This is a genomic window from Marivita sp., from assembly GCF_965656765.1.
In the GTDB taxonomy this organism is placed as follows: Bacteria; Pseudomonadota; Alphaproteobacteria; order Rhodobacterales; family Rhodobacteraceae; genus Marivita.
On record NZ_CBFHLV010000021.1, the window covers coordinates 21,521 to 44,756 of the forward strand.

Sequence of the window (23,236 nt, forward strand, 5' to 3'; positions counted from 1 at the left end):
TTTGTTTTTATTGTATATTTTTATCCAAAGGGAACAAGGCACTGATAACATTAACACTTTCGTAACAAATTCGTAACGTCAACTTGATCGGTGCAAAACTTGCGCCTGATAGGCATCATTCAACGCCAATCACGTCTGGTGTTTGCCATCCAAGATGTTGTCCGCCGTCTGCACACAAAAGCTGCCCGGTGATGGACGGAGCGTCGAGAAAATACCCCAGCGCGCCTGTGATGTCTGATGTGTTCGCGCCTCGTTGCAGAACCGTTGCGGCACGTTGTTTCGCAAAATGCGCTTCGCTCTGACGACCGCCTCGGAGCGTTGGGCCGGGACCAATCGCGTTGACCCGACACTTGGGCGCGAGTGCCTGTGCAGCAGTTTGAGTGAGTGCCCAAAGGCCCATCTTTGCGATCGTGTAGCTCATGAATTCAGGCGTCAGTTTGCGGACACGCTGGTCAATCATGTTGACGACCAATCCTGACGCGACAGGTTCGTTCATGTCATCCAGAGTTGGCTCAGGAAGTTGCGCAGCGAAATGTTGGGTCAGGACAAATGGCGCGCGTAGATTGCTTTCAAGATGCCGGTCCCAGCTGTCGCGGGTGGCGGTGTCGATGTTGTCATACTCGAAAACCGACGCGTTGTTGATCAGCACGCTCAACGGCCCGCCAATACTCTTAATGGCTGCATCGGTCAGCGCTTGAGTTTCATCTTCGTTCAGTAGGTCGGCCTGCACCGTACATGCGTTTTGCCCCTTGGTCCGGATCAAATCCGCAACCTCCTCGGCGGCGTCACCAGAGCTGGCGTAATGGACTGCCACGTCAAAGCCACGGTCCGCAAGGTACAGCGCCATCGCGCGTCCCAGACGTTTGCCCGCCCCTGTGATCAATGCCTTGCTCATGGGTGTTGCCTCTCGCGCTTACATGATGACAAGCGCAATGTAGCCCAGATAAAGTGCTGACAAGACCACACCCCAGATGCGGGTCAGGTCTTTGGCCAAGAACACCAGCGGGAAGATCAAGAGCGATGATCCCAGCATGACCCACAGATCGAACCGCAGGAATTCAGGGTCGACCGGAATGGGCGCAATCAACGATGCCACACCAATGATGGCCAGTAGGTTGAACATGTTCGACCCGATCACATTGCCCAGCGCCACATCTGCCTGACGCCGTAGCGCTGCCATGACCGTGGTCGCGAGTTCGGGAAGCGATGTACCAAGCGCGACCAGCGTCAGACCGATCACGGTGTCACTGACCCCAAAGATGGTCGCGATCTCGACCGAACTGTCGACCAGCAGATCCGCACCAAGCGGCAATCCAACGAGGCCAAGTGCAAGGTAGAGCATGATCTTCCACCACGGCATGTCTGGATCAGCGCCTTCAGGTTCTTCTTCCTCTGGCGCTTCTTGCCCAGCACGGCGATGGGCCAGTGCCTCGCGCATCGAATCTCCGAGAATGATGGCAAGAACAACCAACAGGATGATCCCGGAGATCCAGTCAAACACCCCTCTAAACGCCAGCCCGATAAACAGCACCGAAGCGGCAAGCATGATCACATAGCTTTTTCGGGTATTGCATTCGCTGGTGTGCATCACAGCCAGCAATGCCGGTATCCCCAGCACCAAAAGGATGTTTGCTGTATTTGATCCAACCACGTTGCCCAGCGCAATGCCCGGCACATCTTCCAATGCCGCTTTGATCGAGATGAGCAATTCAGGCGCCGACGTGCCGAACGCAACAACGGTAAGGCTGACAATCAACGCGGGAATGCCAACACGCAACGAAAGATTTACCGCACCTTTGACCAGCGCGTCGCCTGCCAGCAGCAAGATCACCAAGCCAACGATGACGCCTCCCCAGATCATCACCATATCAGCCCGCCTTTCCGGAACATGGGCAAGGGCCCTTGCCGATGCGGTAGCGTCCACATTTTTTGCACTTGGCATTTGCCAAACGCTTGGAGCCGGGAAAGCGAAGTTTGCCGAACATGGCAAGGACGGCCATGAAGATCAGGAACAGTAGGACGATCTTGCTGATCACGTTATAAACCGTACCGCGCGAATTCCGCGCGCTCTTCGATGACGCTGAGGGCGTCGCTGGTAAGTTTCGCACCGAAACGGCTGAGGAACGGGCGGCGTTGTTCGTAGCGGCGGAATTTAACCTTGTCGCCAAAGCGGTCCTTCATCGCTGGAACCAGATGCCCGACCTGATCGGCCAAACCAACATCAACAGCACTTTGACCAACCCAGATTTCGCCAGTGAAAAGATCCGGGTTTTCGGCAAGCTTTTCGCCGCGGCTTGTTTTGATTTGAGCAATGAAGGTGTCGTGCAACTGCCCAAGCAACTTGTTCAACCGTGCCACGTCGTCTTCGTTTTCAGGACGGAACGGGTCGAGCATAGATTTTGATTTTCCAGCGGTATAGACACGTCGCTCGATACCTTGCCGCTGCAAAAAGACATGCGCACCAAAGCCTGCCGAGATCACACCGATGGAGCCGAGTATGGACGCCGGATCTGCATAGATTTCATCCGCAGCGCTTGCGATCCAGTAGCCACCTGACGCGGCGACATCTTCGACAAAAGCGTAGACCGGCACTTCGGTTTCGTCTGACAAACGCCGGATACGCGCACCAATCAACGAGCTTTGAACAGGTGAGCCGCCGGGGGAATTGATTTCAAGCGCCACCGCAGCCGGTTTGCCTTTGCGGAACGCCTTTTCAAGAAGGGGGCGCAAACTGGCATCACTGAGTGTGCCGCGCGAGCCTGCTGCAATCGTACCCTGCATCCGAACTACGGCGACGGTGGGGTCGGATTTCATAAATGGGATAAAGCGCTTCATGCAGGCCCATGTAGAATGCGGCTGGGGGGCATACAAGGCATGGCACAAAATATGGCCGCCCTGTGGGTCACGGGACGCAGCAGAAATGCGGTGCAAAAGCTGACCTATTGTTTCGCACGCGAAACATTGAGACCGGACCGGACCTATTAATGATTTGTTAACATATCGCCTGCAGCATCTGTCACAATCGCACCCTCGGTTTGGAGAACGGAAATGTCGCGTGACACGGCAACATGGACAAATGCGTCAACCGGGAAAGTGTACAATTGCACCTATGGGTCCTGCAGCAATGGCGGAATGATCGTGAAGGGCACGTATCTTTATCATGCGGGCACCAAGTTTGCATTGGGCGCGGACCGTGATGAGGAAGCGGGGCTTTTGCGGCGATTCGTGTACTTTTAAACCGTCCGAGAGCGTTGCGCGCAGTTTGGTGGCGAAATCCAGGTCTTTCAGCTGAGCCAGAACCTTCCAGCCACCTACACGGCGGTTCGTGGGGGTGACGAGCATGCGCAGGATTTTTTCAACAACAATGAGCGTGTGGCGTATTTTTCGAACAAAGAGTGCGAGGTCGTGATAGCGACCAGGTATCTTGACCAGTATCTTGAACACCCGACAAGCATTGCCGGGTCGATCTTGTATTATCTGAACTGCTGTTTGCCCTGTTGCGGCGCGCCACAGCACGTGGATTGATACTAGATGGCGTTCAAAAGTCAGTAAAAGCTCTGCGGGTCGATATCTATGGCCATGCGCAATTCGCCCTTGAGCTTGAACGGGGCGACCCATTCGGCAAGAGCGGGCTGCAGCGCGGTGCCCTTGGGGGCTTTGACCAACAGACGCACACGATGGCGACCGCGCACTCGGGCAATAGGCGCGGGGGCGGGTCCGAACACTTGCGCACCGACTCGGCGCAAAGGGCCGTCATTGCGGGCCAATGCGTTGCCAAGGTCAAACACTTCTTGCACATCGGTCGAGGACAGGATGATCCCGGCCAAGCGCCCATAAGGTGGCACACCAGCAGCGCGGCGTTCTCCGGCCTCGGCGGTCCAAAAATCCTGTTCATCGCCGGACAGGATCGCACGGATCACCGGGTGTTCGGGCTGAAAGGTCTGCATCAGTGCTTGGCCAGGTTTGTCGGCGCGCCCTGCCCGGCCAGCGACCTGTCGCATGAGTTGGAACGTGCGTTCCGCCGCGCGCAGATCCGAGCCTTGCAGGCCGAGGTCTGCGTCGATCACGCCCACAAGCGTCAGAAGCGGGAAGTTGTGGCCCTTGGCGACAAGTTGCGTGCCGATGATGAGGTCTGCGCCGCCCTGCGCGATGGTCTCGATCTCGGCCTTGATTGCGCGTGCAGAGCCGAACATATCCGACGACAGAACCGCGAGGCGGGCATCCGGGAACAAGGTCTGCGCCTCTTCGGCGAGGCGTTCGACGCCGGGACCGACGGCTGCGAGTTTGTCTTCGGCTTCGCAGGAGGGACACGTGCTGGGCAGCGGTTTGGTCTCGCCGCATTGGTGACATACCAGACGTTTGAGGAACCGGTGCTCCACCATCCGCGCATCGCAGTGGTCGCACCCAATCTGGTGCCCACAAGCGCGGCAGATCGTGACAGGGGCATAGCCACGACGGTTGATAAAAAGGAGCGCCTGTTCTTGGTTGTCCAGTCGCTGTTGTACTGCGCGTTGCAAGGTTGGGGAAATCCAGCTTGAGCCTGGCAGGTCTTCGCTGCGCATGTCGATGGCGCGCATCTCGGGCATGACGGCGGCGCCGAAGCGGGAGGTGAGTTCCAGCTTGGTGTATTTGCCCGCGTCGGCATTGGCCCAGCTTTCGAGGCTGGGCGTCGCGGAGGCAAGGATCACTTGGGCCTGACATATCGACGCCCGGAGCACCGCCATGTCGCGGGCATTGTAGAGGACGCCGTCCTCTTGTTTGTAGGACGTGTCGTGTTCTTCATCGACGACGATCAGGCCCAGATCGCGGAATGGCAGGAAGAGCGAGGACCGCGCGCCAACGACCAATTGCGCACCGCCCTGAGCGACCATTTTCCAGACGCGGCGGCGTTCGGTGATGGTTACACCGGAATGCCATTCGGCAGGTTTTGCGCCAAAGCGTGCATCGACTCGGGTGATGAACTCGGACGTGAGCGCGATTTCCGGCAGCAAGACCAGAGCTTGGCGGCCTTGCTCCAGACATTCGGCCGCCGCTTCGAGGTAAACCTCTGTCTTGCCCGACCCGGTCACCCCTTTGAGCAGCGTTGTGCCATAGTCACGCGTGGCGACGGCGGCGCGCAGTTTGGCGGAAGCGGATGTCTGGTCGTCGGTCAGGTCTTTGCCCGCGCGGCTGGGGTCGAGCGTTGGGAACGGCGTGTCGCGCGGGCTGTCCTCTTCGCGCACCGCGCCCAGCTTGGCGAGGCCTTTGACTACAGATGTCGTGACACCCGCCGCTTCGGCCAATTCTCTCAGCGTCAGCGACAGTCCGCCCATGTCCTGCAACACATCAAGCACGCGGGTCCGGGCATCGGTCATCCGGTCGGGCGTGCTGTCGCCCAGACGGTAGATCTTGCGCATAGAGGGCGGATCACCCAACCCCGGCGCGCGGGTGGCAAGGCGCAGCATCGCAGGCATCGGTGTGAGCGTGTAGTCGCCCGCACGGGAGAGAAACGACATCAGTTCCGCACGCATGAGCGCTGCATCCAAAACACGGATCACTGACCGCACCTTAGAGATATCATAATCGCCGCGCCCCGGCCCCCAGACCACACCCAACACCTTGCGCGGGCCCAGTGGCACCTCGACGAATGCGCCAAGATGGCACCCGCCTTCGGGCGCGCGATAATCCAGCACACGGTCGAGGGGTTGGGTGGTTAACACGCCGATCAGCGCGCCTTGGTCAAAATAGCTAGATGTTAGCGCCATCATTTCAGGGTTTCGGTCTGCATTGTCATGGGGTAAAGCCACCGTTAGGAAAGGCCAACCCATCAGAGGACGGACACAGCATGAAATTCTTTGTCGACACTGCCGAAATTGACGCCATCGCGGAACTCAACGACCTGGGCATGGTCGATGGTGTGACGACAAACCCGTCACTGATCAAGAAATCGGGACGCAATATCCTCGAAGTTACAAAAGAGATTTGCGACTTGGTCGAGGGTCCGGTTTCCGCCGAGGTGGTTGCTCTTAAAGCGGAAGACATGATCGCCGAAGGCCGCAAACTGGCCGAGATCGCGGAGAACATCGCGGTGAAGGTGCCATTGACCTGGGACGGCCTGAAGGCCTGCAAGGTGCTGTCGGATGAAGGCAAAATGGTGAACGTCACGCTGTGCTTCTCGGCCAATCAGGCGCTTTTGGCGGCCAAAGCCGGAGCGACATTTATCTCTCCGTTCATCGGGCGCTTGGACGATCTGAACATGGATGGTTTGGATTTGATCGCGGATATTCGTGAAATTTATGATAATTTCGGGTTTGAAACCAATATCCTTGCCGCGTCGATCCGGACAGCCAACCACATGAGCGATTGTGCCAAGATCGGCGCCGATGTGGCAACGGCCCCTCCGGGTGTGATTAAGGCGATGGCAAACCACGTGTTGACCGATAAAGGTTTGGACCAGTTCATCAAAGACGCCGAATCCGCCAATATCAAGATCGTCTGAACGGGACGAAGCCACGTCAACGTGGCGCTGAAATCGCATCGACGCGTTTTCGCAGGCCCGATCTGTCACAGTTTTGCAAGATGCCCGCATTTGATCGAAAAAATGCGGGCATCTTTTTTGGTCTCCTGATAGGGTCCGACGAAATACAAAAACACGAGGATGGCATGAGCAGCCCCCGTATCGATGACGACTTGCGCGAAAAAATAATGACGCGCCCCGATGTGATTCTTGAGGATCAAGATCTCATGCGTGCCCTGATCGCCGCGAACGAGCGTGCGATGGGTGGGAATATCGTGGATCTGCGCGGCATCGCAATGGATCGGCTTGAGGCCCGTCTTGACCGGTTGGAAGACACACATCGGTCGGTGATCGCAGCGGCATATGAAAACCTCGCCGGCACCAATCAAATCCATCGCGCGATCCTACGGCTGATGGACCCAGTCGAGTTTGAACCGTTTTTGCGCGATCTTGGTGGCGACGTGGCCGAGATACTACGCGTCGATGTGATCAAATTGGTTTTGGAATCGGTCCAGAACGACGAAGATCCGGCCATCAAACGGCTGGGATCAGTGCTGTCTGTGGCGGCACCGGGGTTCATAGATGAGTACCTAAGCACGCGGCCCAATGGCTCTGCCCGGCAGGTCACGCTGCGCCAGATCGAAACCGGCACACCCGAAATTTATGGCGACAAGGCTGACTGGGTGCGATCCGAGGCTTGTCTCAAGCTGGATTTCGGGCCTGGGCGTTTGCCGGGGCTGTTGGTGATGGGGGCGGAAGATCCGCATCAGTTCACTCCGCAGCAGGGCACCGATCTGTTGACCTTCTTCACAGGTGTTTTCGAGCGTCAAATGCGGCGCTGGTTGTCGTGACGCTGACGATCTCTCCGGCGGCGCGTGACGCGTTGGAGGGGTGGCTGGCATCAAGCCGAGCGCTGAATGGTACCGCTGAAAACACGTTGATCGCGTATCGTGGCGATGTTGTCGATTTCATCGCATTCATGACCGAATACAAGGCCGAAGCGCAAGGGCTTGCCCCATTGGCGCGCATCAATGTGCCGGACATGCGGGCGTGGATGGCACACACCCGAAGCAGTGGCGCCAGTGCCAGATCGTTGGCGCGAAAGCTGTCGGCGGTCAAATCCTTTTATCGCTGGCTTTCCGAGCGCGAGAGGTTCGAGCCGACCGCTGTTCTGTCCACGCGCGCACCGAAATTTCAAAAGAAACTGCCCCGCCCTTTGAACGAAGACGCCGCACGCGCGATGATCGACACAGTGGGTCAGCAGTCGCAGAAAGACTGGGTCGGCGCACGCGACATGGCGGTGGTGACGCTACTTTATGGCTGCGGATTGCGGATTTCCGAAGCACTAAGCATGACCGGGCGTGACCTGCCTTTGGGCGACGCGATGCGGATCATCGGCAAGGGCGGGAAAGAACGGGTGGTGCCCGTTTTGCCAATCGCTCGGCAAGCGGTGGCAACCTATGTGGCCCTCTGCCCCTTTAAGATGGAACCAAATGCGCCGGTGTTCCGGGGCGCACGCGGTGGTGCGCTTAATGCGCGGCTGGTGCAGAAGGTGACAGAACAGGCACGCTTGCAGTTGGGCTTGCCCGCCACGGCCACGCCACACGCAATGCGACACAGCTTTGCGACACATCTTTTGTCAGCTGGCGGCGACCTGCGCGCCATTCAAGAGCTGTTGGGCCATGCGTCTCTTTCGACAACGCAAGCCTATACCTCGGTCGATACGGTTCACCTGATGAAGGTGTACGAGGCGTCGCATCCCAAGGCGGGATGATTGTGACGGGTACAATTTAAGGCGAGATTTTCGGTGTTTGCCGTGCAAATTCTGAGCTGACGCAACTATTTTCGCGAGCCACACCCATGCATCCAAGCCCGAGCTTTCACAGCAAAAACACTGCCAAGGACATCGCCTTTGTCCGGGACCGCGCATTTGGCAGCTTGATGATCAATGGGGATCCTGTGCCGATGGTGGCGCATGTACCTGTTCTGCTGTCCGAAGACGGGCGCGAGGTGCTGATCCATCTGGTGCGCTCAAACCCGATTGCGCGGGCGTTGACCGCACCGTTGCCTGCTCGGATCACGGTGAATGGGCCTGATGCCTATATCTCACCAGATTGGTACGGTGTCGCAGACCAGGTACCGACGTGGAATTACGTCGCGGTACAGATCACCGGGGTCTTGGCGCTCTTACCACATGAGGACATGCGTGAGGTGCTTGATGTACAATCAGCGCATTTCGAAAACCGCTTGGCGGATAAGGCACCTTGGACCACGGACAAGATGACCTCCGAAGTGCTGCAAAAGATGATGCGGATGATCGTGCCTTGTCGGATGATGGTGGACGATATCGCAGCGACATGGAAGCTGGGCCAGAACAAGGACAACACGGTGCGGGAACGTGCTGCGGCGAAGGTTACGGGCGGGATGGGCACAGAGCTTGAGGCGCTGGCCGCGTTGATGGCAGAACCGCCGGTGTTGTGAGCGGGCTTTTTCCGTCGGCTGAAAGAAGCAATACATCGACGCATCGCGCCGCTTGGCATTTGCCGTCCAACAGGATTAGCTAGGTTATCACCGATTTTTGGAGCAGTCAGATGCAACTTCTTCGTTCAGGCCCATCCCCCTTTGTTCGCAAGGTTCTCGTGACACTGCACGAAACCGGGCAATATGACGACATCGAACATGTGGACGTGGCCACCACGCCGCTGACCCCTGATTCCAAGCTGATCGCGGCAAACCCAGTTGGTAAAATCCCAGCACTTGTCCGGTCGGACGGGCCGACGATCTACGACAGCCGGGTTATCTGCCGTTTTCTCGATGCACGCGCAGAGGGCGGATTGTATCCAGACCACCGGATTTGGGACACGCTAACGCTCGAGGCGACAGCTGATGGCATTCTCGATGCTGCCGTTCTTATGGTCTACGAGACGCGGTTCCGTCCCGAGGAGAAGGTCATGATGGATTGGGTCGAGGGACAGTGGGGCAAGGTGTCTCGTGCATTGGATGCGCTGAACACGCGCTGGATGAGTCATTTGAATGGCCGGATGGATATGGGGCACATCGCGGTGGCCTGTGCGCTGGGGTATCTGGACCTGCGCCATGACGCGCGGTCCTGGCGCACCGGGCGCGATGGTTTGGCCGCGTGGTTCGAAGGCTTTTCCCAGCGTGACAGCATGGTTGCGACACATCCGGACCCATAACCAGAGACGGTACGTCATCATGCCAAGCCTTGCACGTTGGTCTGCCGGGGTTTACCGACCCTCAACGCTTTGAGAGGATACTGCCGCGATGCGGATGACCGATACATTTATCAAACCAATGCACCCCGAGGGGCGCAAATTCGTTGCGATCTTTGCCATAATCACCTTGGTGCTTTTTGCAGTCGAGGACGTGCTCGGATGGATCGGTGTTGGCCTGACGGTTTGGTGCTACTATTTTTTCCGCGATCCAGAGCGTGTCACGCCAGAGGCACCGGGGCTGGTGATCAGCCCGGCGGATGGTGTCGTGTCCCTGATTGAACCGGCTGTTCCGCCGCGGGAGCTTGGCTTGCCAGAGATCCCGCTGACCCGGGTGAGTGTATTTATGTCTGTGTTCAACTGCCATGTGAACCGCGCGCCGGTGGCTGGGAAGATTGAAAAAATCGCCTATCGTCCGGGCAAATTCCTGAACGCATCGCTTGATAAAGCGAGCGAAGACAATGAGCGCAATTCACTGGTGATCCGGATGGACGATGACCGCATCCTGACCGTAACGCAGATTGCAGGTCTCGTTGCCCGCCGTATCGTGAGCTTTACGCAGGAAGGTGCGGTTCTGGATCGGGGCGAACGGTTTGGCCTGATCCGATTTGGATCGCGGCTTGATATCTATCTGCCGGATGGAGTGGAGCCGTCGGTCAAGATCGGGCAGACCATGATCGCCGGAGAAACGGTGATTGCGGACTTGACGGTATGAGCACCGAAAACAACGGTGAAAAACTAACGCTGATCCAGCTGTTGCCGAATATGCTAACAGTGACAGCTATCTGCGCCGGGATGACCGCAATCAGGTTCGGATTGCAGGGCAATTACGAGCTGGCGGTTCAATTGATCCTGCTGGCAGCCATTCTGGACGGTCTGGACGGGCGGCTGGCGCGCGCGTTGGGCAGCGACAGCAAAATGGGGGCCGAGCTCGACTCACTGGCGGATTTCCTAAATTTCGGAGTCGCGCCAGGGATGCTTTTGTATGTTTGGGCGTTAGAGGACACCCGTCAATTGGGGTGGCTGGCCGTTTTGGTCTATGCCGTTTGCGCTGTGACCCGGCTTGCGCGGTTCAATGTCGCGCGAAAAGCTGAAAAGGGATCGCCGGAAAACGCTTATTTCATCGGCATCCCGTCACCGGCGGGTGCTCTTTTGGTGATGTTGCCGATGTATGCTTCGTTCGCTTTTGACAGCGAGCAGATCATTCCCGACGTGTTGTTGGCAGCTTACATCGCCATAATCGGCATGTTGATGATCGGGCGCTTTCCAGTGTGGTCGTTCAAGACAACGCAGATCAGTCAGCGTCGGGTTAAGTTGTTTCTGGTCGGATTTGCTGCGATCGGAGCCGCAGTTGCCATCTATACATGGATCGCACTTGTGGTGCTGAGCTTGATTTATATTGGTGCGGTTGTGTCGATGTTGCCTGCATCACGTCGTGCTCTCGCACAGTCACGCGACAAGGCTGAGGAGTGATCAGAATTTAAGTGTCAAGCCGACGTTCAACGCGTTGGTCTTGATGTCAGATTCAAGAGACCCGCCTTCGGGCAGATCAACCGTGTTGCTGGAGTAAGTAAACTGGTATTCGCCAAACACCGCGAACCGGTCATTGATGTCATAGCTTACCCCAGCGGTCAGGCGTGCAGCCGGACCCGTTAGTTGAAGCTCATAGGTATCAATGCCAGTGGTTGTGTCCACGTCGACATGCGGAATAGCGACACCAACCCCACCGCCAACGTAGGGCGTCAATGCGCCTTCAGCCCAGAGACCGGGCCAGCGTTGGTAAGCATTGACGGTCAGAATGTTCAAACCATCCGTGAATTCGAGGTCGGAAAACCCGATCGCCGCCTTTTCGTCATCAGGCGCGTAGACCTTGGCATGGGTGAATTCGAGGCCAAAGCCCAAGTTTTCGTTTTTCCACCACGTGCCGCGCACACCGTAGTAAGGCGGCATTTCAAAGGACCGCCCTTCCCAGCCGATGAGCGCGTCGATATCGGCACCCGTGCCCGGATAATCACCATAGACACGGCTGTGCGGTGATGTTTGCCACCCGGAATAGATTGACAGCTCCATTTCGGCCAACGCGGGGGACGCGATGGTCAAAGTGCTAAGTGCAAGAATACCTGACAGAATCGTTTTCTGCATGGGAAGCCGTCCGTTTCGCTTTTGTCCTTGGCGTAACACGCCATTTGAGCACCGTCAGCGCCGAATACCGCGACACTTCGGCGCTTATTCATAAGGTAGGTCGTCTGGAGGTGGACGACTAGGGGGTAGCCCGCTAAATACCCGTTCGGAACGCCGCCCATGTGCGGTTCAACCCGTATTGTGGCCAGAAGATCGGCCGTTAAATGGAGATAACCTCGTGTCCAACGCAGAACACCACGAAGGCACCCGGAGGGACTTCCTGTACTACGCAACAGCCGGCGCAGGTGCGGTTGCCACAGGTGCAGCGGTTTGGCCTTTGGTCAACCAGATGAACCCCTCGGCGGATGTTTTGGCACTGTCCTCAATCCGTGTGGACGTGTCCGGCGTGTCGGAAGGCTCGCAGATCACAGTCAAATGGCTCGGTAAGCCGGTCTTTATCCGCCGTCGTACCACTGATGAAATCGAAGCAGCACGGAGTGTCGATCTGTCCGATCTTCCCGATCAGATCGCCCGCAACGCGAATATCGAAGACAGTGCAGACGCGAGCGATGAAAACCGTGCACTTGATGAAACTGGCGAATGGCTGGTTCAGATGGGCGTGTGTACACACCTCGGCTGTGTGCCTCTCGGTAACGCCGGTGATTATGTCGCCGATAGCGGTGTGGGTGGCTGGTTCTGCCCGTGTCACGGGTCGCACTATGATACGTCGGGTCGGATCCGCAAAGGTCCAGCGCCGGAAAATCTCCCGGTGCCGCCCGCTGAATTCGTCGACGAAACAACCATCCTGTTGGGATAAGGAGACGCGCGAATGTCTGGAATTCCTCACGACCACTATGAGCCGTCAAGCGGCGGAGAAAAGTGGCTTCACAAGCGGCTTCCCATCCTTGGGCTGGCCTATGACACACTGATGATCCCCACACCCAAGAACCTCAACTGGATGTGGATCTGGGGTATCGTCCTTGCCTTTTGTCTGGCGCTGCAGATCATCACAGGCATCGTTTTGGTGATGCATTACACGCCGCATGTCGACATGGCCTTTGCCAGCATCGAACACATCATGCGTAACGTGAACGGTGGCGCGATGCTGCGGTACCTGCACATGAACGGCGCGTCGCTGTTCTTTGTTGCGGTCTATGCGCACATCTTCCGTGGTCTTTACTACGGATCATACAAGGCCCCGCGCGAGATCACATGGATCATCGGTATGCTGATTTACCTGCTGATGATGGGTACCGCGTTCATGGGTTATGTTTTGCCTTGGGGGCAAATGTCCTTCTGGGGCGCGACGGTGATCACTGGCCTGTTTGGTGCGATCCCGTTCATAGGTGAATCGATCCAGACATGGCTGCTGGGCGGACCTGCGGTGGACAACGCAACGCTGAACCGTTTCTTCTCGCTGCACTATCTGCTGCCCTTCGTGATTGCCGGTCTTGTGATTGTGCACATCTGGGCCTTCCACACCACGGGCAACAATAACCCGACCGGTGTTGAAGTCCGCCGCACGTCGAAAGCAGACGCAGAGAAAGACACTTTGCCCTTCTGGCCCTACTTCGTGATCAAGGATTTGTTTGCGCTTGCAGTCATCCTCGTGGTGTTCTTTGCCGTGGTCGGCTTTATGCCGAACTATCTGGGCCACCCCGACAACTACATCGAAGCGAACCCATTGGCGACACCTGCGCACATCGTGCCGGAATGGTACTTCCTGCCATTCTATGCCATCCTGCGTGCCTTTGACGGCGACGTTTGGGTTGTGATCGCAGCCAGCTTCCTGACCGGCGGTATTGTCGATGCGAAGTTCTTTGGTGTCCTTGCGATGTTTGGTGCGATTGTCGTAATGGCATTGGTACCGTGGCTCGACACATCGTCCGTCCGTTCAGGCCGGTATCGTCCGATGTTCAAGTGGTGGTTCTGGCTCTTCGTGGTGAACTTCTTTGTTCTCATGTGGGTCGGTGCGATGCCTGCCGAGGGTATCTATCCGTATATCGCCCTGATCGGCTCAACATATTGGTTCGCCTACTTCCTTGTGATCCTGCCGCTGCTTGGTGTGCTTGAAAAACCGCTGCCGCAGCCCGATACAATCGAGGACGACTTCAAGGCAAACTATGGCAAGTCCTCGTCCACTGAGGGCGCACCTGCTGCGACCCCGGCCGAGTAAGAAAGGACAAGCAAACAATGCTTAAGAAACTTGCCCTCGCGGCCACGTTGGCCATGGCACCTGTCTCCGGCGCTTTTGCCGCCGGAGCGACCGGTCACGTCGAGAACTACGATTTCTCGTTTGAAGGCCCGTTCGGAACCTTTGACCAAGCGCAGTTGCAGCGTGGACTTCAGGTCTATACCCAAGTCTGTTCCGCCTGCCACGGCATGCAATATGTGCCGCTGCGCACCCTGTCGGCCGAAGATGGCCCCGGGATGCCCGAAGATCAGGTCCGCGCTTATGCGGAACAGTTCTTTGAGGTCTATGACGACGAGCTGGAAGATTTCCGTCCGGCCCGTCCGACGGACCACTTCCCAGCCAACAACGCGGCGGGTGCCCCCGACCTCAGCATGATGGCCAAGGCACGCGCCGGGTTCCACGGCCCTTACGGACTGGGCATCAACCAGTTCTTCAAAGGCATGGGTGGGCCGGAATACATTGCGTCGCTTCTACACGGTTACACCGGAGAAGAGAAAGAAGAAGCTGGTGTCATCCTTTACGAGAACGAAGCGTTCCCGGGTGGATGGATCTCTATGGCTCCACCGCTCTATGGCGATGATGTTGAATTCTCAGATGGCACCGAAGCCACTATTGAACAGCAGTCTAAAGATGTGGCGGCGTTCTTGATGTGGGCGGCTGAACCCAAGCTGATGGCCCGCAAGCAGGCCGGCTTTGTCGGCGTGATCTTCCTGACCGTCCTGTCGGTTCTGTTGTACCTGACCAACAAGCGCCTTTGGGCCCCGGTCAAGGCACGCGCCAAAGACTAAGCCTAAGAGGTTTGAACAAATCAAAAGCCCCGCCGAATTGGCGGGGCTTTTTTGTTGGCCGGCGCAACCTCTCTACGACTGATCGGCGCCAAGATATGCCCGCAATCCCGGTGGCGGGTTATCCAGTAAGGTTTGCGTTTCTTGCGGTCGTGCGACTGCTCCATCCTCGACCACGATGGTCTGGGATGCAAAGCGACGGGCATCTTTCGGGTCGTGCGACACGAGCAACACTGTCAGACCTTCGGCTTGCGCCACCTCGGTCACCAAATCAAGCATCTCGTCTTTGAGCGCGGGACCAAGCGCAGCGAAGGGTTCATCCAGCAGCAATACGGGTCGAGCCTGCACCAATACACGCGCCAGTGCCGCCCGGCTTTGCTGCCCCCCCGACATTTCAGACAGGTACCGGCTGGCAAAGCCGGACAAGCCAACGCGGGTCAGAACCGCATTGATCCGGTCTATATCACCGGCGCGCTGACGCCCCGTTACAGGGTTCAAAGCCAGCGCAAGGTTCTGCGCAACGGAAAGGTGGGGAAAGAGGTTGGTGTCCTGAAAGAGAATACTGATGGGCCGCACTGCCGGAGCGCGATTGGTGATATCCCCACCGTTCCATCGCAAAACACCGGATTGCGGTGTTAGGAAGCCTGCGATCACATCCAGCAAAGTCGACTTGCCCGACCCAGACGCGCCAATGATTGCCACGTGCTGACCGGCTTCGACCGTCAGATCAGCGGTCAGATCGAAAGTCCCGGACCGTGCCCGAATTTTATCGAGTTGCAGAGCCAACACGCCCTCCTCGGTCAAACATCCAAAAAAGTCCCAAACTGAGCATTAGCAAAAGGAACGCCGCACCTGCCGCCTGTTCCATTCGGTACGCGCCCATCAACTGATACACCTTCAGTGGAAGCGTCGCCCGATCCGGATCGGCAAACAATGCGATCACACCCAAATCCCCCATCGACAACGCTGCCGTCAGTCCAGCGGCAAATCCCAAGGGGCGCTTAAGCCTGGGCAAGAAAACCCAGCGCAACCAAGCCCATCCCGACAGGCCCAGCGCGCCACGCAACCGAGTGTAGTCCGCGCGAATTGCCTCTGCCTCGGGCCGCAGAATGCGGAGAGCGAAGGGCAAGCTCACAAATGCATTAACCGTTGCAGTGACGTAAAGCGCCAGTTCAAACGGGTTGGCAAACGGGCGCACGATCAGGAACAGCCCAATCCCAAGGACCAGCGGCGACAATGCGATCCCCGCAAGGCCCAGCCATTCGCCCCAGCGCGTCGCAAGAGGTACGGCCCATAACAGGCACAACACAGTCGAGCCCAAGGCGACCATGATCGAGTGACCGGCCGCTTGCCACACCGAGGCACCCAAGGTCGTGATCCCGGCAAGCCCGTTCACCGCCACCATCACCAGCGGGGTCAGAAGGAACAACGCAGCAAGGATAATACAGCAGGCATCCGTCCAAATCGCAGGCCAATCTGCTCGGTCCCATCGTGGCATATGACGATCCAGCCCTTTGGCGGCAACGGGCAGCGAGGTCACCCGTAGGGCGATCAACCCTGCAGTCAGAGCCAGACCAAGTTGCACAAGCCCTAGAACGGCAGCGCGTGCCAGGTCAAAATCAAAGCGCATAGATTGATAGATCGCCAACTCCAGCGTCGTTGCTCGCGGCCCACCACCGAGAGTGAGGGCAACGGCAAAGGACGACAGGCAAATCACAAAGATCACTGCAAACGCCCCCGGCACGATCCGTCGCAACATCGGCCATTCGATGGACTGCCACATCGCGCGGCGGCCCATACCGAGTGTTGCTGCCAAGCGGTATTGCTCTGCCGGGATGGCCAGCCACCCTTGCAAGATCAATCGTGTGGCCAGCGGAAGATTGAAAAACACATGTGCCAGCAAAACGCCGTGCAACCCGTAGATTTGCACCTCTGGTACACCCATTGGCGAAAGTATCCGGTTGATTAATCCAGACTGGCCAAACACCGCCAGTAAACCGAGCACCGCGACGATCACAGGCAGAATAAAAGGCGCGCCCAACAACGCGACCAAGAGCCCTCGACCCACGAAGTGCCGCCGGGCCAACGCTCGCGCCAGCGGAATGGCAAACAGTACGCTCAGCGCCGCTGACAAGGTGGCCTGTAGCAGTGTAAAGCGTAGGGCCTGCCAATCCGCAGGTTCAAAGCCAGAGAATGCCTCAGCACGCCAGGTCACGGCCGTGACCGGGCCGATCACCAGACCGGCCACGGTCAGCGCCGCGAGTGTTGCGGCCGCTATTGAGAGAGGGCGCGACGCCATTCCTCAACCGTTTCATCCCGCAACGCGGCGGCCTCTTCTTCGGAATAGAAAAGCACTGTTTCAGGCAAATTGAGTTCCTTGAACCCTTCTGGCCATTGGCTGGGATCGAGCTTGGCCGGGAAGGACCAGTTGCCGGTCGCGATCATCGACTGGAATTCTTCGGACAGTTGGAAATCCAAGAACTGATCCGCGAGTTCCGGGACATCCGTACCCGCCACCTTGGCAGACAGTTCGACCATAAAGTAGTGGCCTTCAGGGAAAATAGCCGCCTTCTTGGTGCGGTCTTCTTCCGCGATGATGTGATAGGCTGGCGAGGTTGTGTAGCTGAGCACCATGTCGGCCTCCCCATCTGTGAAGAGCCCATAGCTTTCCGACCAACCTTTGGTAACGGTCAGGATTTTCGGCGCGAGCTGTTCCCAGACCTGTTCCGCCTGATCGCCATAAATCGCCTTGACCCAAAGCACCAAAGCCAGGCCCGAGATCGACGAACGCGGATCCTGAATGACGATCTTAAGGTCATCAGGCGCGTTCAGCAGGGCCTCAAAACTAGCGGGCACCTCAGAAATTCGCTCTTCATTGTAAATAAAGGCGGTATGGCCGTAGTTGTATGGAAGGAACACATCGTCAGTCCAATCGACTGGCAGAGTCAAAGACGATGTGTCCTGACCATGCGGGGCAAACAAACCACTTTCGCGGGCACGTTGGGTGACATCGGTGTTCAGACCAAAGACGATATCCGCATCGGTTTGATCCCCTTCGAGCAAAATGCGGGGCAAGAGATCCCCTGGCTTGAATTGCAGATCACAGGCGCATTGCGCCTCAAACATCTCTTCGATCTTGGGGCCAGGGCCCCATTCCGAGACGATGTAATCGCCTGCGTAGATGGTCAGAACGGGTGTTTCTTGCGCGACGACCAAAGTGGTCGATGCAAGGAATCCCGCAGCAAATGTAAGGGCCGTTTTCATGGCATCCTCCTGTTTTGCGACGAGAGGGCAAAGCAGGAGCGTGTCCAGACCTTCCCTCCGCCGGTGTTAACCGGTTCAGGTTCAACGGGTTCGCATCACGCATCTCAGCCAGTTTCCTGGCACCCCGAGGTATTGCTAGAGGTAGAGCCCTCAGCAGCTGTCTTCAAGCCGAAAACTCTGCTGCTTCATCTTGCCAGATAAACTCCGGGGGTTCGGGGGCTGGCCCCCGACCTGTCGGATAGGCGCAGCACATTCGAAACACCTTGAGCACAAACGCCCCCTGCCCTAGGACACATTCCAAGCAAGGAGACCCGCTATGAGCCTCAATTCGTTTGGACATCTGTTCCGTGTCACCACATGGGGTGAGAGCCATGGGCCTGCTTTGGGCGCCACGGTTGATGGCTGCCCGCCGGGTGTGCCGATTGATGCGAGCATGATCCAGCACTGGCTGGACCGGCGCAAACCGGGACAGAACAAATACACCACGCAGCGCCGCGAGGCGGATGAGGTCAAGATCCTGTCGGGCGTGTTTGAGGGCCAGACAACCGGAACCCCAATCCAGTTGATGATCGAAAACACCGATCAGCGGTCCAAGGATTATTCTGACATCATGGAGAAATTCCGCCCCGGACATGCGGACATCACTTATTGGCAGAAATACGGTGTCCGCGACTATCGCGGTGGCGGGCGATCCTCGGCACGGGAAACGGCGGCACGAGTGGCTGCGGGTGGCCTTGCGCGCGAGGCGATCAAAGCCATGGTGCCCGACGTGCAAATCAACGGGTACATGACGCAGATGGGGCCACATCAGATCAACCGGGATCAGTTCGACTGGGACGAAATCGAAAACAACCCATTCTGGGTGCCTGATTCCAAAGCAGCGGCGGATTGGGCGGACTACCTAGACGGGCTGCGCAAGTCCGGCGAAAGCGTTGGCGCGATCATTGAGGTGGTGGCGCGTGGCGTACCTGCCGGATTGGGCGCGCCGATCTATGGTAAGCTCGACACCGATCTGGCCGCTGCGATGATGAGTATCAATGCGGTCAAAGGCGTGGAAATCGGGGAAGGCATGTCATCTGCTATGCTGACCGGCACGCTGAACGCGGACGAGATTTACATGGGGGATGACGGCAAGCCGAAATTTTCGTCGAACCACGCGGGCGGTATTCTTGGTGGCATCTCAACCGGACAGGATGTCATCGTGCGGTTTGCGGTCAAGCCGACCTCATCGATCCTTTCGACACGCAAAACAATCACCAAGTCCGGCGAAGAGACCGAGATCATCACAAAAGGCCGGCACGATCCCTGCGTCGGGATTCGCGCCGTCCCTGTGGGTGAGGCGATGATGGCCTGCGTGATTCTTGACCACCTGCTGCTGCATCGCGGTCAGGTTGGAGAGAACCGGGGCAAGATCGGCTGATCGGGTCAGGACGTGGCAGCTGAGAGAGCCGTATCCATCAGCGCCTTGATATCGGCCTTGCCGGTCTGGGCCACGATCCGCCCAAGCTCCTGTTCGCCTTTCAGCACCACGAGAGTGGAACGGCGCGGGATCCTCAGAGATTGCGCGAGCTCCGATTTGCCGTACGTATCCCAATCAATATCGATGAAGGTTACGCCATTGGCGTAGGCCGGGTTCTCGGATTTTAGCGCATTGATCGTACGCGCTTGAGATCTGCAGGTGGAACACCAGCTGGCCGTAAAATCCAGGAAAAGCGTTTCGCCTTTCGCCAACCGATCCTGCACCATGCCTGGAGTGTAGGACAAAGCTTCGGCGCGCGCAGCCATTGGGCTGATCAGCGTTGCTGCGGTAAGGGTCAAAAAGGTACGACGATGCATATTCAAGTCTCCTGTAAGGTCAAAAACGAACGGACAGATCGACAAGCCATGCTGGCATGTTGTCGAGCAACCAAATTTCAATCGCGTGGTGCCACTGCATAAGAAGGGTCGTACCTACCAACAGGAAGGCAAATCCCAGCACAGGTCGGCTGGCCACAGCGATCTGGCGAAGGCGCGCATTATGTCGGCCAATTGCACCACGTGCGCCGTATGCCAGCGCCAGCATGAAGCTTGAAACACCCATAGCGAACGCGGTCATGATGAGGGTCACGTGCCCAAGGCTTTGCCCTTGACTGGCAAGCGCGATTGCACCGCCGAGAGTGGGGCCGATGCATGGGCTCCAAACGGCGCCGAGCAATGCGCCGCCAGCGAACTGCCCCCTCAGGCTTTGACCATCGAGAGCATTCATCCCTTCGTCGGCGCGTGCCGAAAGGCCGGACGTGGCAGCAACCATAACTGCTGTCCCCTTTGGTACCAGCAGCAAGAGGCCAAACGCCACCATCAGCCAGGCCCCAATCTGTGCCAACGTGTCGATCGTCAACCCAATCAGGTGACCAAAGGCGGTGACGCTAACGCCCAGAACCACGAAAGACAGGCTCATTCCGCCGGCAAGGGCGAGCGGGCCGCGCCGATCCGCCTGCACGGCGGTTGCCAGCACGATCGGCAACACCGGGATCACGCAGGGATTGATCAGCGTCAGTAAACCGGCGACATATGCAAACACAACTTCCATAAGACCAGACGTAGACCGCAATAGGTCTGCCTGTCACTGAAACAGGTGCTGACGGACTTTCACTTAGCTGTTGAGTTTGTTTCAGTTCCGCCGCTTTGGCGAGAAATCTGAACAGCCAGAATGCCAAAGGTAATGATACTCACCCCGATGATGTCCATAGCGCCAAGCCCCTCGGACAAGATCAGCGCAGCGATTGCCACGCCCAGAAATGGATTCAGAAAATGGAACGTTGCTGCTTTGACCGCGCCAATGCGATTGACCAGCCAAAACCAGACCAGAGTAGCAGCGAGTCCCGGCACTATGGTCGTGTAAGCAAAGGCCAGCACGAGCTTGGGTGACATCGTCACTTCGAAGCTCTCCAGCAGAAGCCCAGCGGGCAACAAAGCTGCGCTACCAACAAGCATCTGCAATCCAACAATCATCATGAAATTGCCGCCAGAGCTTGCGTTGCGCAGGGCCATCGTCGCGACAGTTAAAGAGATCACGCCGATAATGCACAAACCGATGCCATAGATATCGGCCCCCGCACCCAGACGTGCACCCATGATAATAACCACGCCGCAGAACCCCGCTATAAGGCCGATGACACCGATGGGTGACATACGTTGTCCCGCAAAAAGCCATCCCGCAACCCCGACGAGAAGCGGCATGGATGAGGCAATGATGGCAGCTAGCGATGCCTCAATTCGTTGCATCGCGACAAAGTTCAGACCGAGATACAGCGCGTTTTGACAGATCCCAAAGATGATGGTTGCGCGCCATTGCGTGCGGGTCAGGTTCCAGCTTTGTCCCATCCAGCGTGCGATCAGAACTGCAAGCGCGCCCGAGATGGCAAAGCGAAACGCCAGCGCCAAGAGCGGCGGCGCATCTGCCACGATGATACGCGCGGAGGTAAAGGCAGAGGACCACATGACCGCAAAGGCCAGTCCCATCAGGATTGCGCGAATGTCCAAAAAAGCCTCCGGTATGGGATGGAACGCGATCGCATTGGGCATCGCAAAAGTGTTTGGGCCATCTACACACCGCCCAATGGCAACTTCAACGGCTTAAGTCAGGGTTTTGGTGTCGGTGCTGAATATCGTTGAGATCACAAAGCGCCGCCTGCTACTAGGAAGCTGCGGCACCAATGCCATGTTTTCCCGCGCAGTTTCTCGTGCAGTCTTGCGGCGGCCAGTCAGGAATGCAACTTTCGCGCGCAACATAACACAGTGGAACGAGTGCACTATGACCAGAACCAAGGCTATCCTCGCTGGGCCCCTCCTATTTCTTGGACTTTCCGCGTGTGAACCAATGCCCAACGATGGGGCGTCCACTGGCGCAGGGTTTGTCACTGTTCCAGAGTCTGTGTCGTCAATTGCAGCGCCTTACCAGGATCTGACAACAGCACGCATTCGGCCCGATGACGGCTGTTTCTGGTACACGCATCGCGGCCCGGTCGAAACGACCGAGCTGCCTTTGCGGACTACCGGTGGTAATCCGATCTGTACGAGACCCGTCAGCCAGTAACGATTGCGCGCGTCAAAGCCGACTGCCATCTGTTGGGTAAAGATATGCGGTCACACCGGTATCAACCTGATCATACAAAGTGTTGATGTGCGGCATGACCATCCGTACGCAACCAGAGCTTGCCCGAGTTCCGATAGAGCGCGGGGCCGGTGTGCCATGGATACGCAGGTAAGTGTCGCGGTTGCCGATATAGAGATACAGCGCGCGTGACCCCAAAGCATTTGCTGGACCGGGGGGCATCCCTTCTTCCCAGCGCGCGTATTTTTCGGGTTCACGTTTGATCATTGCTGGAGTGGGTGTCCAGCGCGGCCATTTGGCCTTGCGACGGATTGTATAAACGCCCGGCTCGTAAAGACCGTCTCGTCCAATTGCCACGCCGTAGCGCATCGCAGAGCCATCGTCTTGGATGTGATACAGATAGCGTGCGACCGCATCCACGTGCACGTCGCCCGGTCTAAGGCCTGAGTTGGCCGTCACACGCTGCGGCAGATATCGCGGGTGTAAGCCCCACGGGTTGGTTGATCCCAGATCAAAATTCGCAGGGGTGACTTGCGCATCCCATGAGTCCCACTCATTCGGTGCCGCAAAAGCTGGACCAACGATGGCTGGTGCAGCCAAAGAGGTGAGAGTGGCAATCATTTGTCGTCTGGTGAACATAGGCAGCCTTTCGAACGTCTGGGGCCCGCAGCGGACCATCCCGTCATATATGCAACAATCTTAACCTCTATTGGAACCGCCAAATGCGTGCATGGTTCAAATGCAATTTTCCAATTTCACGAACTTGTGTGCGAAATCCGTAGCTTGCGCAAGTTGCTCAGCGCAATTTGGGCGACCTGACACTTCCATGAGTGAAGCCAAAGTAGCGAAGGTATGGAATTCCTGACCTTGGGTCACTTTCATTCCAGCCACCCCCCATTTGGGGGATGTGGCCAAAAACCGGAGTCCATATCCAACCCTCATAGGCAAACTTGGGGGACACCGTGTCACATTTTTTTCAGAGTATTTTAAGGAACGTCTGATCTACCGTCTTGGCTACGCCGATTTCGGTGCAATCGGGCTTTGATTGAG

General features: G+C 57.4%; 25 protein-coding genes and 1 riboswitch. Of the genes, 12 read left to right on the top strand and 13 right to left on the bottom strand.

Annotated elements, in window-relative coordinates; genetic code table 11:
• Positions 1–115: 115 nt before the first annotated feature.
• The 5 genes from ACTG4M_RS08130 to ACTG4M_RS08150 form a co-directional block, all read right to left on the bottom strand.
• Entirely contained in the window at positions 116–895 is a 780-nt protein-coding gene (locus ACTG4M_RS08130; protein WP_439123148.1) for an SDR family oxidoreductase, read from the bottom strand.
• An 18-nt stretch (positions 896–913) separates the two neighbouring features.
• Positions 914–1,867 carry a calcium/sodium antiporter gene (locus ACTG4M_RS08135; RefSeq protein WP_439123149.1) on the bottom strand — a complete coding sequence of 318 codons (954 nt, stop codon included), beginning with the start codon at positions 1,865–1,867 and terminating at the stop codon, positions 914–916.
• A 170-nt stretch (positions 1,868–2,037) separates the two neighbouring features.
• Complete coding sequence (locus ACTG4M_RS08140) at positions 2,038–2,835, bottom strand: S49 family peptidase (RefSeq protein WP_439123150.1); 798 nt, start codon at positions 2,833–2,835, stop codon at positions 2,038–2,040.
• A gap of 246 nt (positions 2,836–3,081) precedes the next feature.
• On the bottom strand, positions 3,082–3,516 hold the full coding sequence (locus tag ACTG4M_RS08145; protein WP_439123151.1) for a hypothetical protein: 435 nt from the start codon (positions 3,514–3,516) through the stop codon (positions 3,082–3,084).
• Between the two features lie 29 nt (positions 3,517–3,545).
• Complete coding sequence (locus ACTG4M_RS08150) at positions 3,546–5,747, bottom strand: primosomal protein N' (protein ID WP_439123152.1); 2,202 nt, start codon at positions 5,745–5,747, stop codon at positions 3,546–3,548.
• A gap of 77 nt (positions 5,748–5,824) precedes the next feature.
• Between ACTG4M_RS08150 and fsa the strand changes: the two genes are divergently transcribed.
• The 7 genes from fsa to pssA all read left to right on the top strand — a co-directional run bounded on the left by fsa (position 5,825) and on the right by pssA (position 11,202).
• The gene (gene fsa, locus ACTG4M_RS08155) at positions 5,825–6,478 is read left to right on the top strand and encodes a fructose-6-phosphate aldolase (RefSeq protein WP_439123153.1); all 654 of its coding nucleotides are present in this window, start codon (positions 5,825–5,827) and stop codon (positions 6,476–6,478) included.
• 164 nt (positions 6,479–6,642) lie between these two features.
• Positions 6,643–7,347, top strand: a complete 705-nt coding sequence (locus ACTG4M_RS08160; RefSeq protein ID WP_439123154.1) for a DUF484 family protein — start codon at positions 6,643–6,645, stop codon at positions 7,345–7,347.
• The gene (locus ACTG4M_RS08165; RefSeq protein WP_439123155.1) at positions 7,344–8,270 is read left to right on the top strand and encodes a tyrosine recombinase XerC; all 927 of its coding nucleotides are present in this window, start codon (positions 7,344–7,346) and stop codon (positions 8,268–8,270) included. Before ACTG4M_RS08160 ends, ACTG4M_RS08165 begins: the two co-directional genes overlap by 4 nt.
• An 86-nt stretch (positions 8,271–8,356) precedes the next feature.
• Positions 8,357–8,977, top strand: a complete 621-nt coding sequence (locus ACTG4M_RS08170) for an FMN-binding negative transcriptional regulator (protein WP_439123156.1) — start codon at positions 8,357–8,359, stop codon at positions 8,975–8,977.
• Between the two features lie 110 nt (positions 8,978–9,087).
• Positions 9,088–9,693 (top strand): glutathione S-transferase, encoded by a 606-nt coding sequence (locus ACTG4M_RS08175; RefSeq protein ID WP_439123157.1) that lies wholly within the window; start codon positions 9,088–9,090, stop codon positions 9,691–9,693.
• Between the two features lie 88 nt (positions 9,694–9,781).
• A complete protein-coding gene (locus ACTG4M_RS08180) occupies positions 9,782–10,444 on the top strand; it encodes a phosphatidylserine decarboxylase (RefSeq protein WP_439123158.1) in 663 nt (220 codons plus the stop codon).
• On the top strand, positions 10,441–11,202 hold the full coding sequence (gene pssA / locus ACTG4M_RS08185; protein WP_439123159.1) for a CDP-diacylglycerol--serine O-phosphatidyltransferase: 762 nt from the start codon (positions 10,441–10,443) through the stop codon (positions 11,200–11,202). Before ACTG4M_RS08180 ends, pssA begins: the two co-directional genes overlap by 4 nt.
• Here pssA and ACTG4M_RS08190 read toward each other — a convergent pair whose 3' ends face one another.
• Positions 11,203–11,871: an outer membrane protein gene (locus ACTG4M_RS08190; RefSeq protein WP_439123160.1), complete on the bottom strand. Its 669-nt coding sequence runs from the start codon at positions 11,869–11,871 to the stop codon at positions 11,203–11,205. It lies immediately after the preceding gene.
• Positions 11,872–12,088: 217 nt separating this feature from the next.
• Between ACTG4M_RS08190 and petA the strand changes: the two genes are divergently transcribed.
• From petA to ACTG4M_RS08205, 3 genes are read left to right on the top strand one after another with little or no spacing between them, the layout of a single operon-like run.
• Positions 12,089–12,667, top strand: a complete 579-nt coding sequence (gene petA / locus ACTG4M_RS08195; RefSeq protein ID WP_439123161.1) for a ubiquinol-cytochrome c reductase iron-sulfur subunit — start codon at positions 12,089–12,091, stop codon at positions 12,665–12,667.
• A gap of 12 nt (positions 12,668–12,679) precedes the next feature.
• Complete coding sequence (gene petB / locus ACTG4M_RS08200) at positions 12,680–14,026, top strand: cytochrome b (protein ID WP_439123162.1); 1,347 nt, start codon at positions 12,680–12,682, stop codon at positions 14,024–14,026.
• A gap of 17 nt (positions 14,027–14,043) precedes the next feature.
• Positions 14,044–14,832 carry a cytochrome c1 gene (locus tag ACTG4M_RS08205; protein WP_439123163.1) on the top strand — a complete coding sequence of 263 codons (789 nt, stop codon included), beginning with the start codon at positions 14,044–14,046 and terminating at the stop codon, positions 14,830–14,832.
• 72 nt (positions 14,833–14,904) lie between these two features.
• On the opposite strand, the gene ACTG4M_RS08210 is transcribed toward ACTG4M_RS08205, so the two are convergent.
• The 3 genes from ACTG4M_RS08210 to ACTG4M_RS08220 are packed head-to-tail and all read right to left on the bottom strand — an operon-like array spanning position 14,905 to position 18,093.
• A complete protein-coding gene (locus tag ACTG4M_RS08210; RefSeq protein WP_439123164.1) occupies positions 14,905–15,615 on the bottom strand; it encodes a thiamine ABC transporter ATP-binding protein in 711 nt (236 codons plus the stop codon).
• Positions 15,596–17,128 carry a thiamine/thiamine pyrophosphate ABC transporter permease ThiP gene (locus tag ACTG4M_RS08215; RefSeq protein WP_439123165.1) on the bottom strand — a complete coding sequence of 511 codons (1,533 nt, stop codon included), beginning with the start codon at positions 17,126–17,128 and terminating at the stop codon, positions 15,596–15,598. Before ACTG4M_RS08215 ends, ACTG4M_RS08210 begins: the two co-directional genes overlap by 20 nt.
• Positions 17,104–18,093, bottom strand: a complete 990-nt coding sequence (locus tag ACTG4M_RS08220) for a thiamine ABC transporter substrate-binding protein (RefSeq protein WP_439123166.1) — start codon at positions 18,091–18,093, stop codon at positions 17,104–17,106. The genes ACTG4M_RS08215 and ACTG4M_RS08220 overlap by 25 nt, the downstream gene beginning before the upstream one ends.
• A 35-nt stretch (positions 18,094–18,128) precedes the next feature.
• A riboswitch (TPP riboswitch) is annotated at positions 18,129–18,230 on the bottom strand.
• Positions 18,231–18,409: 179 nt separating this feature from the next.
• Here ACTG4M_RS08220 and aroC point away from each other — a divergent pair.
• Entirely contained in the window at positions 18,410–19,513 is a 1,104-nt protein-coding gene (aroC, locus tag ACTG4M_RS08225; RefSeq protein WP_439123167.1) for a chorismate synthase, read from the top strand.
• Between the two features lie 5 nt (positions 19,514–19,518).
• Here the strand turns inward: aroC and ACTG4M_RS08230 are convergent, their stop codons facing one another.
• The 3 genes from ACTG4M_RS08230 to ACTG4M_RS08240 are packed head-to-tail and all read right to left on the bottom strand — an operon-like array spanning position 19,519 to position 21,615.
• Positions 19,519–19,929 (bottom strand): thioredoxin family protein, encoded by a 411-nt coding sequence (locus ACTG4M_RS08230; RefSeq protein ID WP_439123168.1) that lies wholly within the window; start codon positions 19,927–19,929, stop codon positions 19,519–19,521.
• A gap of 19 nt (positions 19,930–19,948) precedes the next feature.
• On the bottom strand, positions 19,949–20,662 hold the full coding sequence (locus tag ACTG4M_RS08235; protein WP_439123169.1) for a cytochrome c biogenesis CcdA family protein: 714 nt from the start codon (positions 20,660–20,662) through the stop codon (positions 19,949–19,951).
• Positions 20,663–20,721: 59 nt separating this feature from the next.
• Entirely contained in the window at positions 20,722–21,615 is an 894-nt protein-coding gene (locus ACTG4M_RS08240; RefSeq protein ID WP_439123170.1) for a DMT family transporter, read from the bottom strand.
• Positions 21,616–21,952: 337 nt separating this feature from the next.
• Here ACTG4M_RS08240 and ACTG4M_RS08245 point away from each other — a divergent pair, with 337 nt between their 5' ends.
• A complete protein-coding gene (locus tag ACTG4M_RS08245) occupies positions 21,953–22,168 on the top strand; it encodes a hypothetical protein (protein WP_439123171.1) in 216 nt (71 codons plus the stop codon).
• A 12-nt stretch (positions 22,169–22,180) separates the two neighbouring features.
• Here the strand turns inward: ACTG4M_RS08245 and ACTG4M_RS08250 are convergent, their stop codons facing one another.
• A complete protein-coding gene (locus ACTG4M_RS08250) occupies positions 22,181–22,825 on the bottom strand; it encodes a L,D-transpeptidase (protein ID WP_439123172.1) in 645 nt (214 codons plus the stop codon).
• Positions 22,826–23,236 lie beyond the last annotated feature (411 nt).

Coding starts and splice junctions, on each gene's coding strand:
- ACTG4M_RS08215 (WP_439123165.1), bottom strand. CDS start 17,128: ATGGCGTCGCGCCCTCTCTCAATAGCGGCCGCAACACTCGCGGCGCTG.
- ACTG4M_RS08150 (WP_439123152.1), bottom strand. CDS start 5,747: ATGATGGCGCTAACATCTAGCTATTTTGACCAAGGCGCGCTGATCGGC.
- ACTG4M_RS08130 (WP_439123148.1), bottom strand. CDS start 895: ATGAGCAAGGCATTGATCACAGGGGCGGGCAAACGTCTGGGACGCGCG.
- ACTG4M_RS08180 (WP_439123158.1), top strand. CDS start 9,782: ATGCGGATGACCGATACATTTATCAAACCAATGCACCCCGAGGGGCGC.
- aroC (WP_439123167.1), top strand. CDS start 18,410: ATGAGCCTCAATTCGTTTGGACATCTGTTCCGTGTCACCACATGGGGT.
- petB (WP_439123162.1), top strand. CDS start 12,680: ATGTCTGGAATTCCTCACGACCACTATGAGCCGTCAAGCGGCGGAGAA.
- fsa (WP_439123153.1), top strand. CDS start 5,825: ATGAAATTCTTTGTCGACACTGCCGAAATTGACGCCATCGCGGAACTC.
- ACTG4M_RS08235 (WP_439123169.1), bottom strand. CDS start 20,662: ATGGAAGTTGTGTTTGCATATGTCGCCGGTTTACTGACGCTGATCAAT.
- ACTG4M_RS08170 (WP_439123156.1), top strand. CDS start 8,357: ATGCATCCAAGCCCGAGCTTTCACAGCAAAAACACTGCCAAGGACATC.
- ACTG4M_RS08190 (WP_439123160.1), bottom strand. CDS start 11,871: ATGCAGAAAACGATTCTGTCAGGTATTCTTGCACTTAGCACTTTGACC.
- pssA (WP_439123159.1), top strand. CDS start 10,441: ATGAGCACCGAAAACAACGGTGAAAAACTAACGCTGATCCAGCTGTTG.
- ACTG4M_RS08140 (WP_439123150.1), bottom strand. CDS start 2,835: ATGAAGCGCTTTATCCCATTTATGAAATCCGACCCCACCGTCGCCGTA.
- ACTG4M_RS08245 (WP_439123171.1), top strand. CDS start 21,953: ATGCCCAACGATGGGGCGTCCACTGGCGCAGGGTTTGTCACTGTTCCA.
- ACTG4M_RS08220 (WP_439123166.1), bottom strand. CDS start 18,093: ATGAAAACGGCCCTTACATTTGCTGCGGGATTCCTTGCATCGACCACT.
- ACTG4M_RS08175 (WP_439123157.1), top strand. CDS start 9,088: ATGCAACTTCTTCGTTCAGGCCCATCCCCCTTTGTTCGCAAGGTTCTC.
- ACTG4M_RS08160 (WP_439123154.1), top strand. CDS start 6,643: ATGAGCAGCCCCCGTATCGATGACGACTTGCGCGAAAAAATAATGACG.
- ACTG4M_RS08250 (WP_439123172.1), bottom strand. CDS start 22,825: ATGTTCACCAGACGACAAATGATTGCCACTCTCACCTCTTTGGCTGCA.
- ACTG4M_RS08135 (WP_439123149.1), bottom strand. CDS start 1,867: ATGGTGATGATCTGGGGAGGCGTCATCGTTGGCTTGGTGATCTTGCTG.
- ACTG4M_RS08205 (WP_439123163.1), top strand. CDS start 14,044: ATGCTTAAGAAACTTGCCCTCGCGGCCACGTTGGCCATGGCACCTGTC.
- ACTG4M_RS08230 (WP_439123168.1), bottom strand. CDS start 19,929: ATGCATCGTCGTACCTTTTTGACCCTTACCGCAGCAACGCTGATCAGC.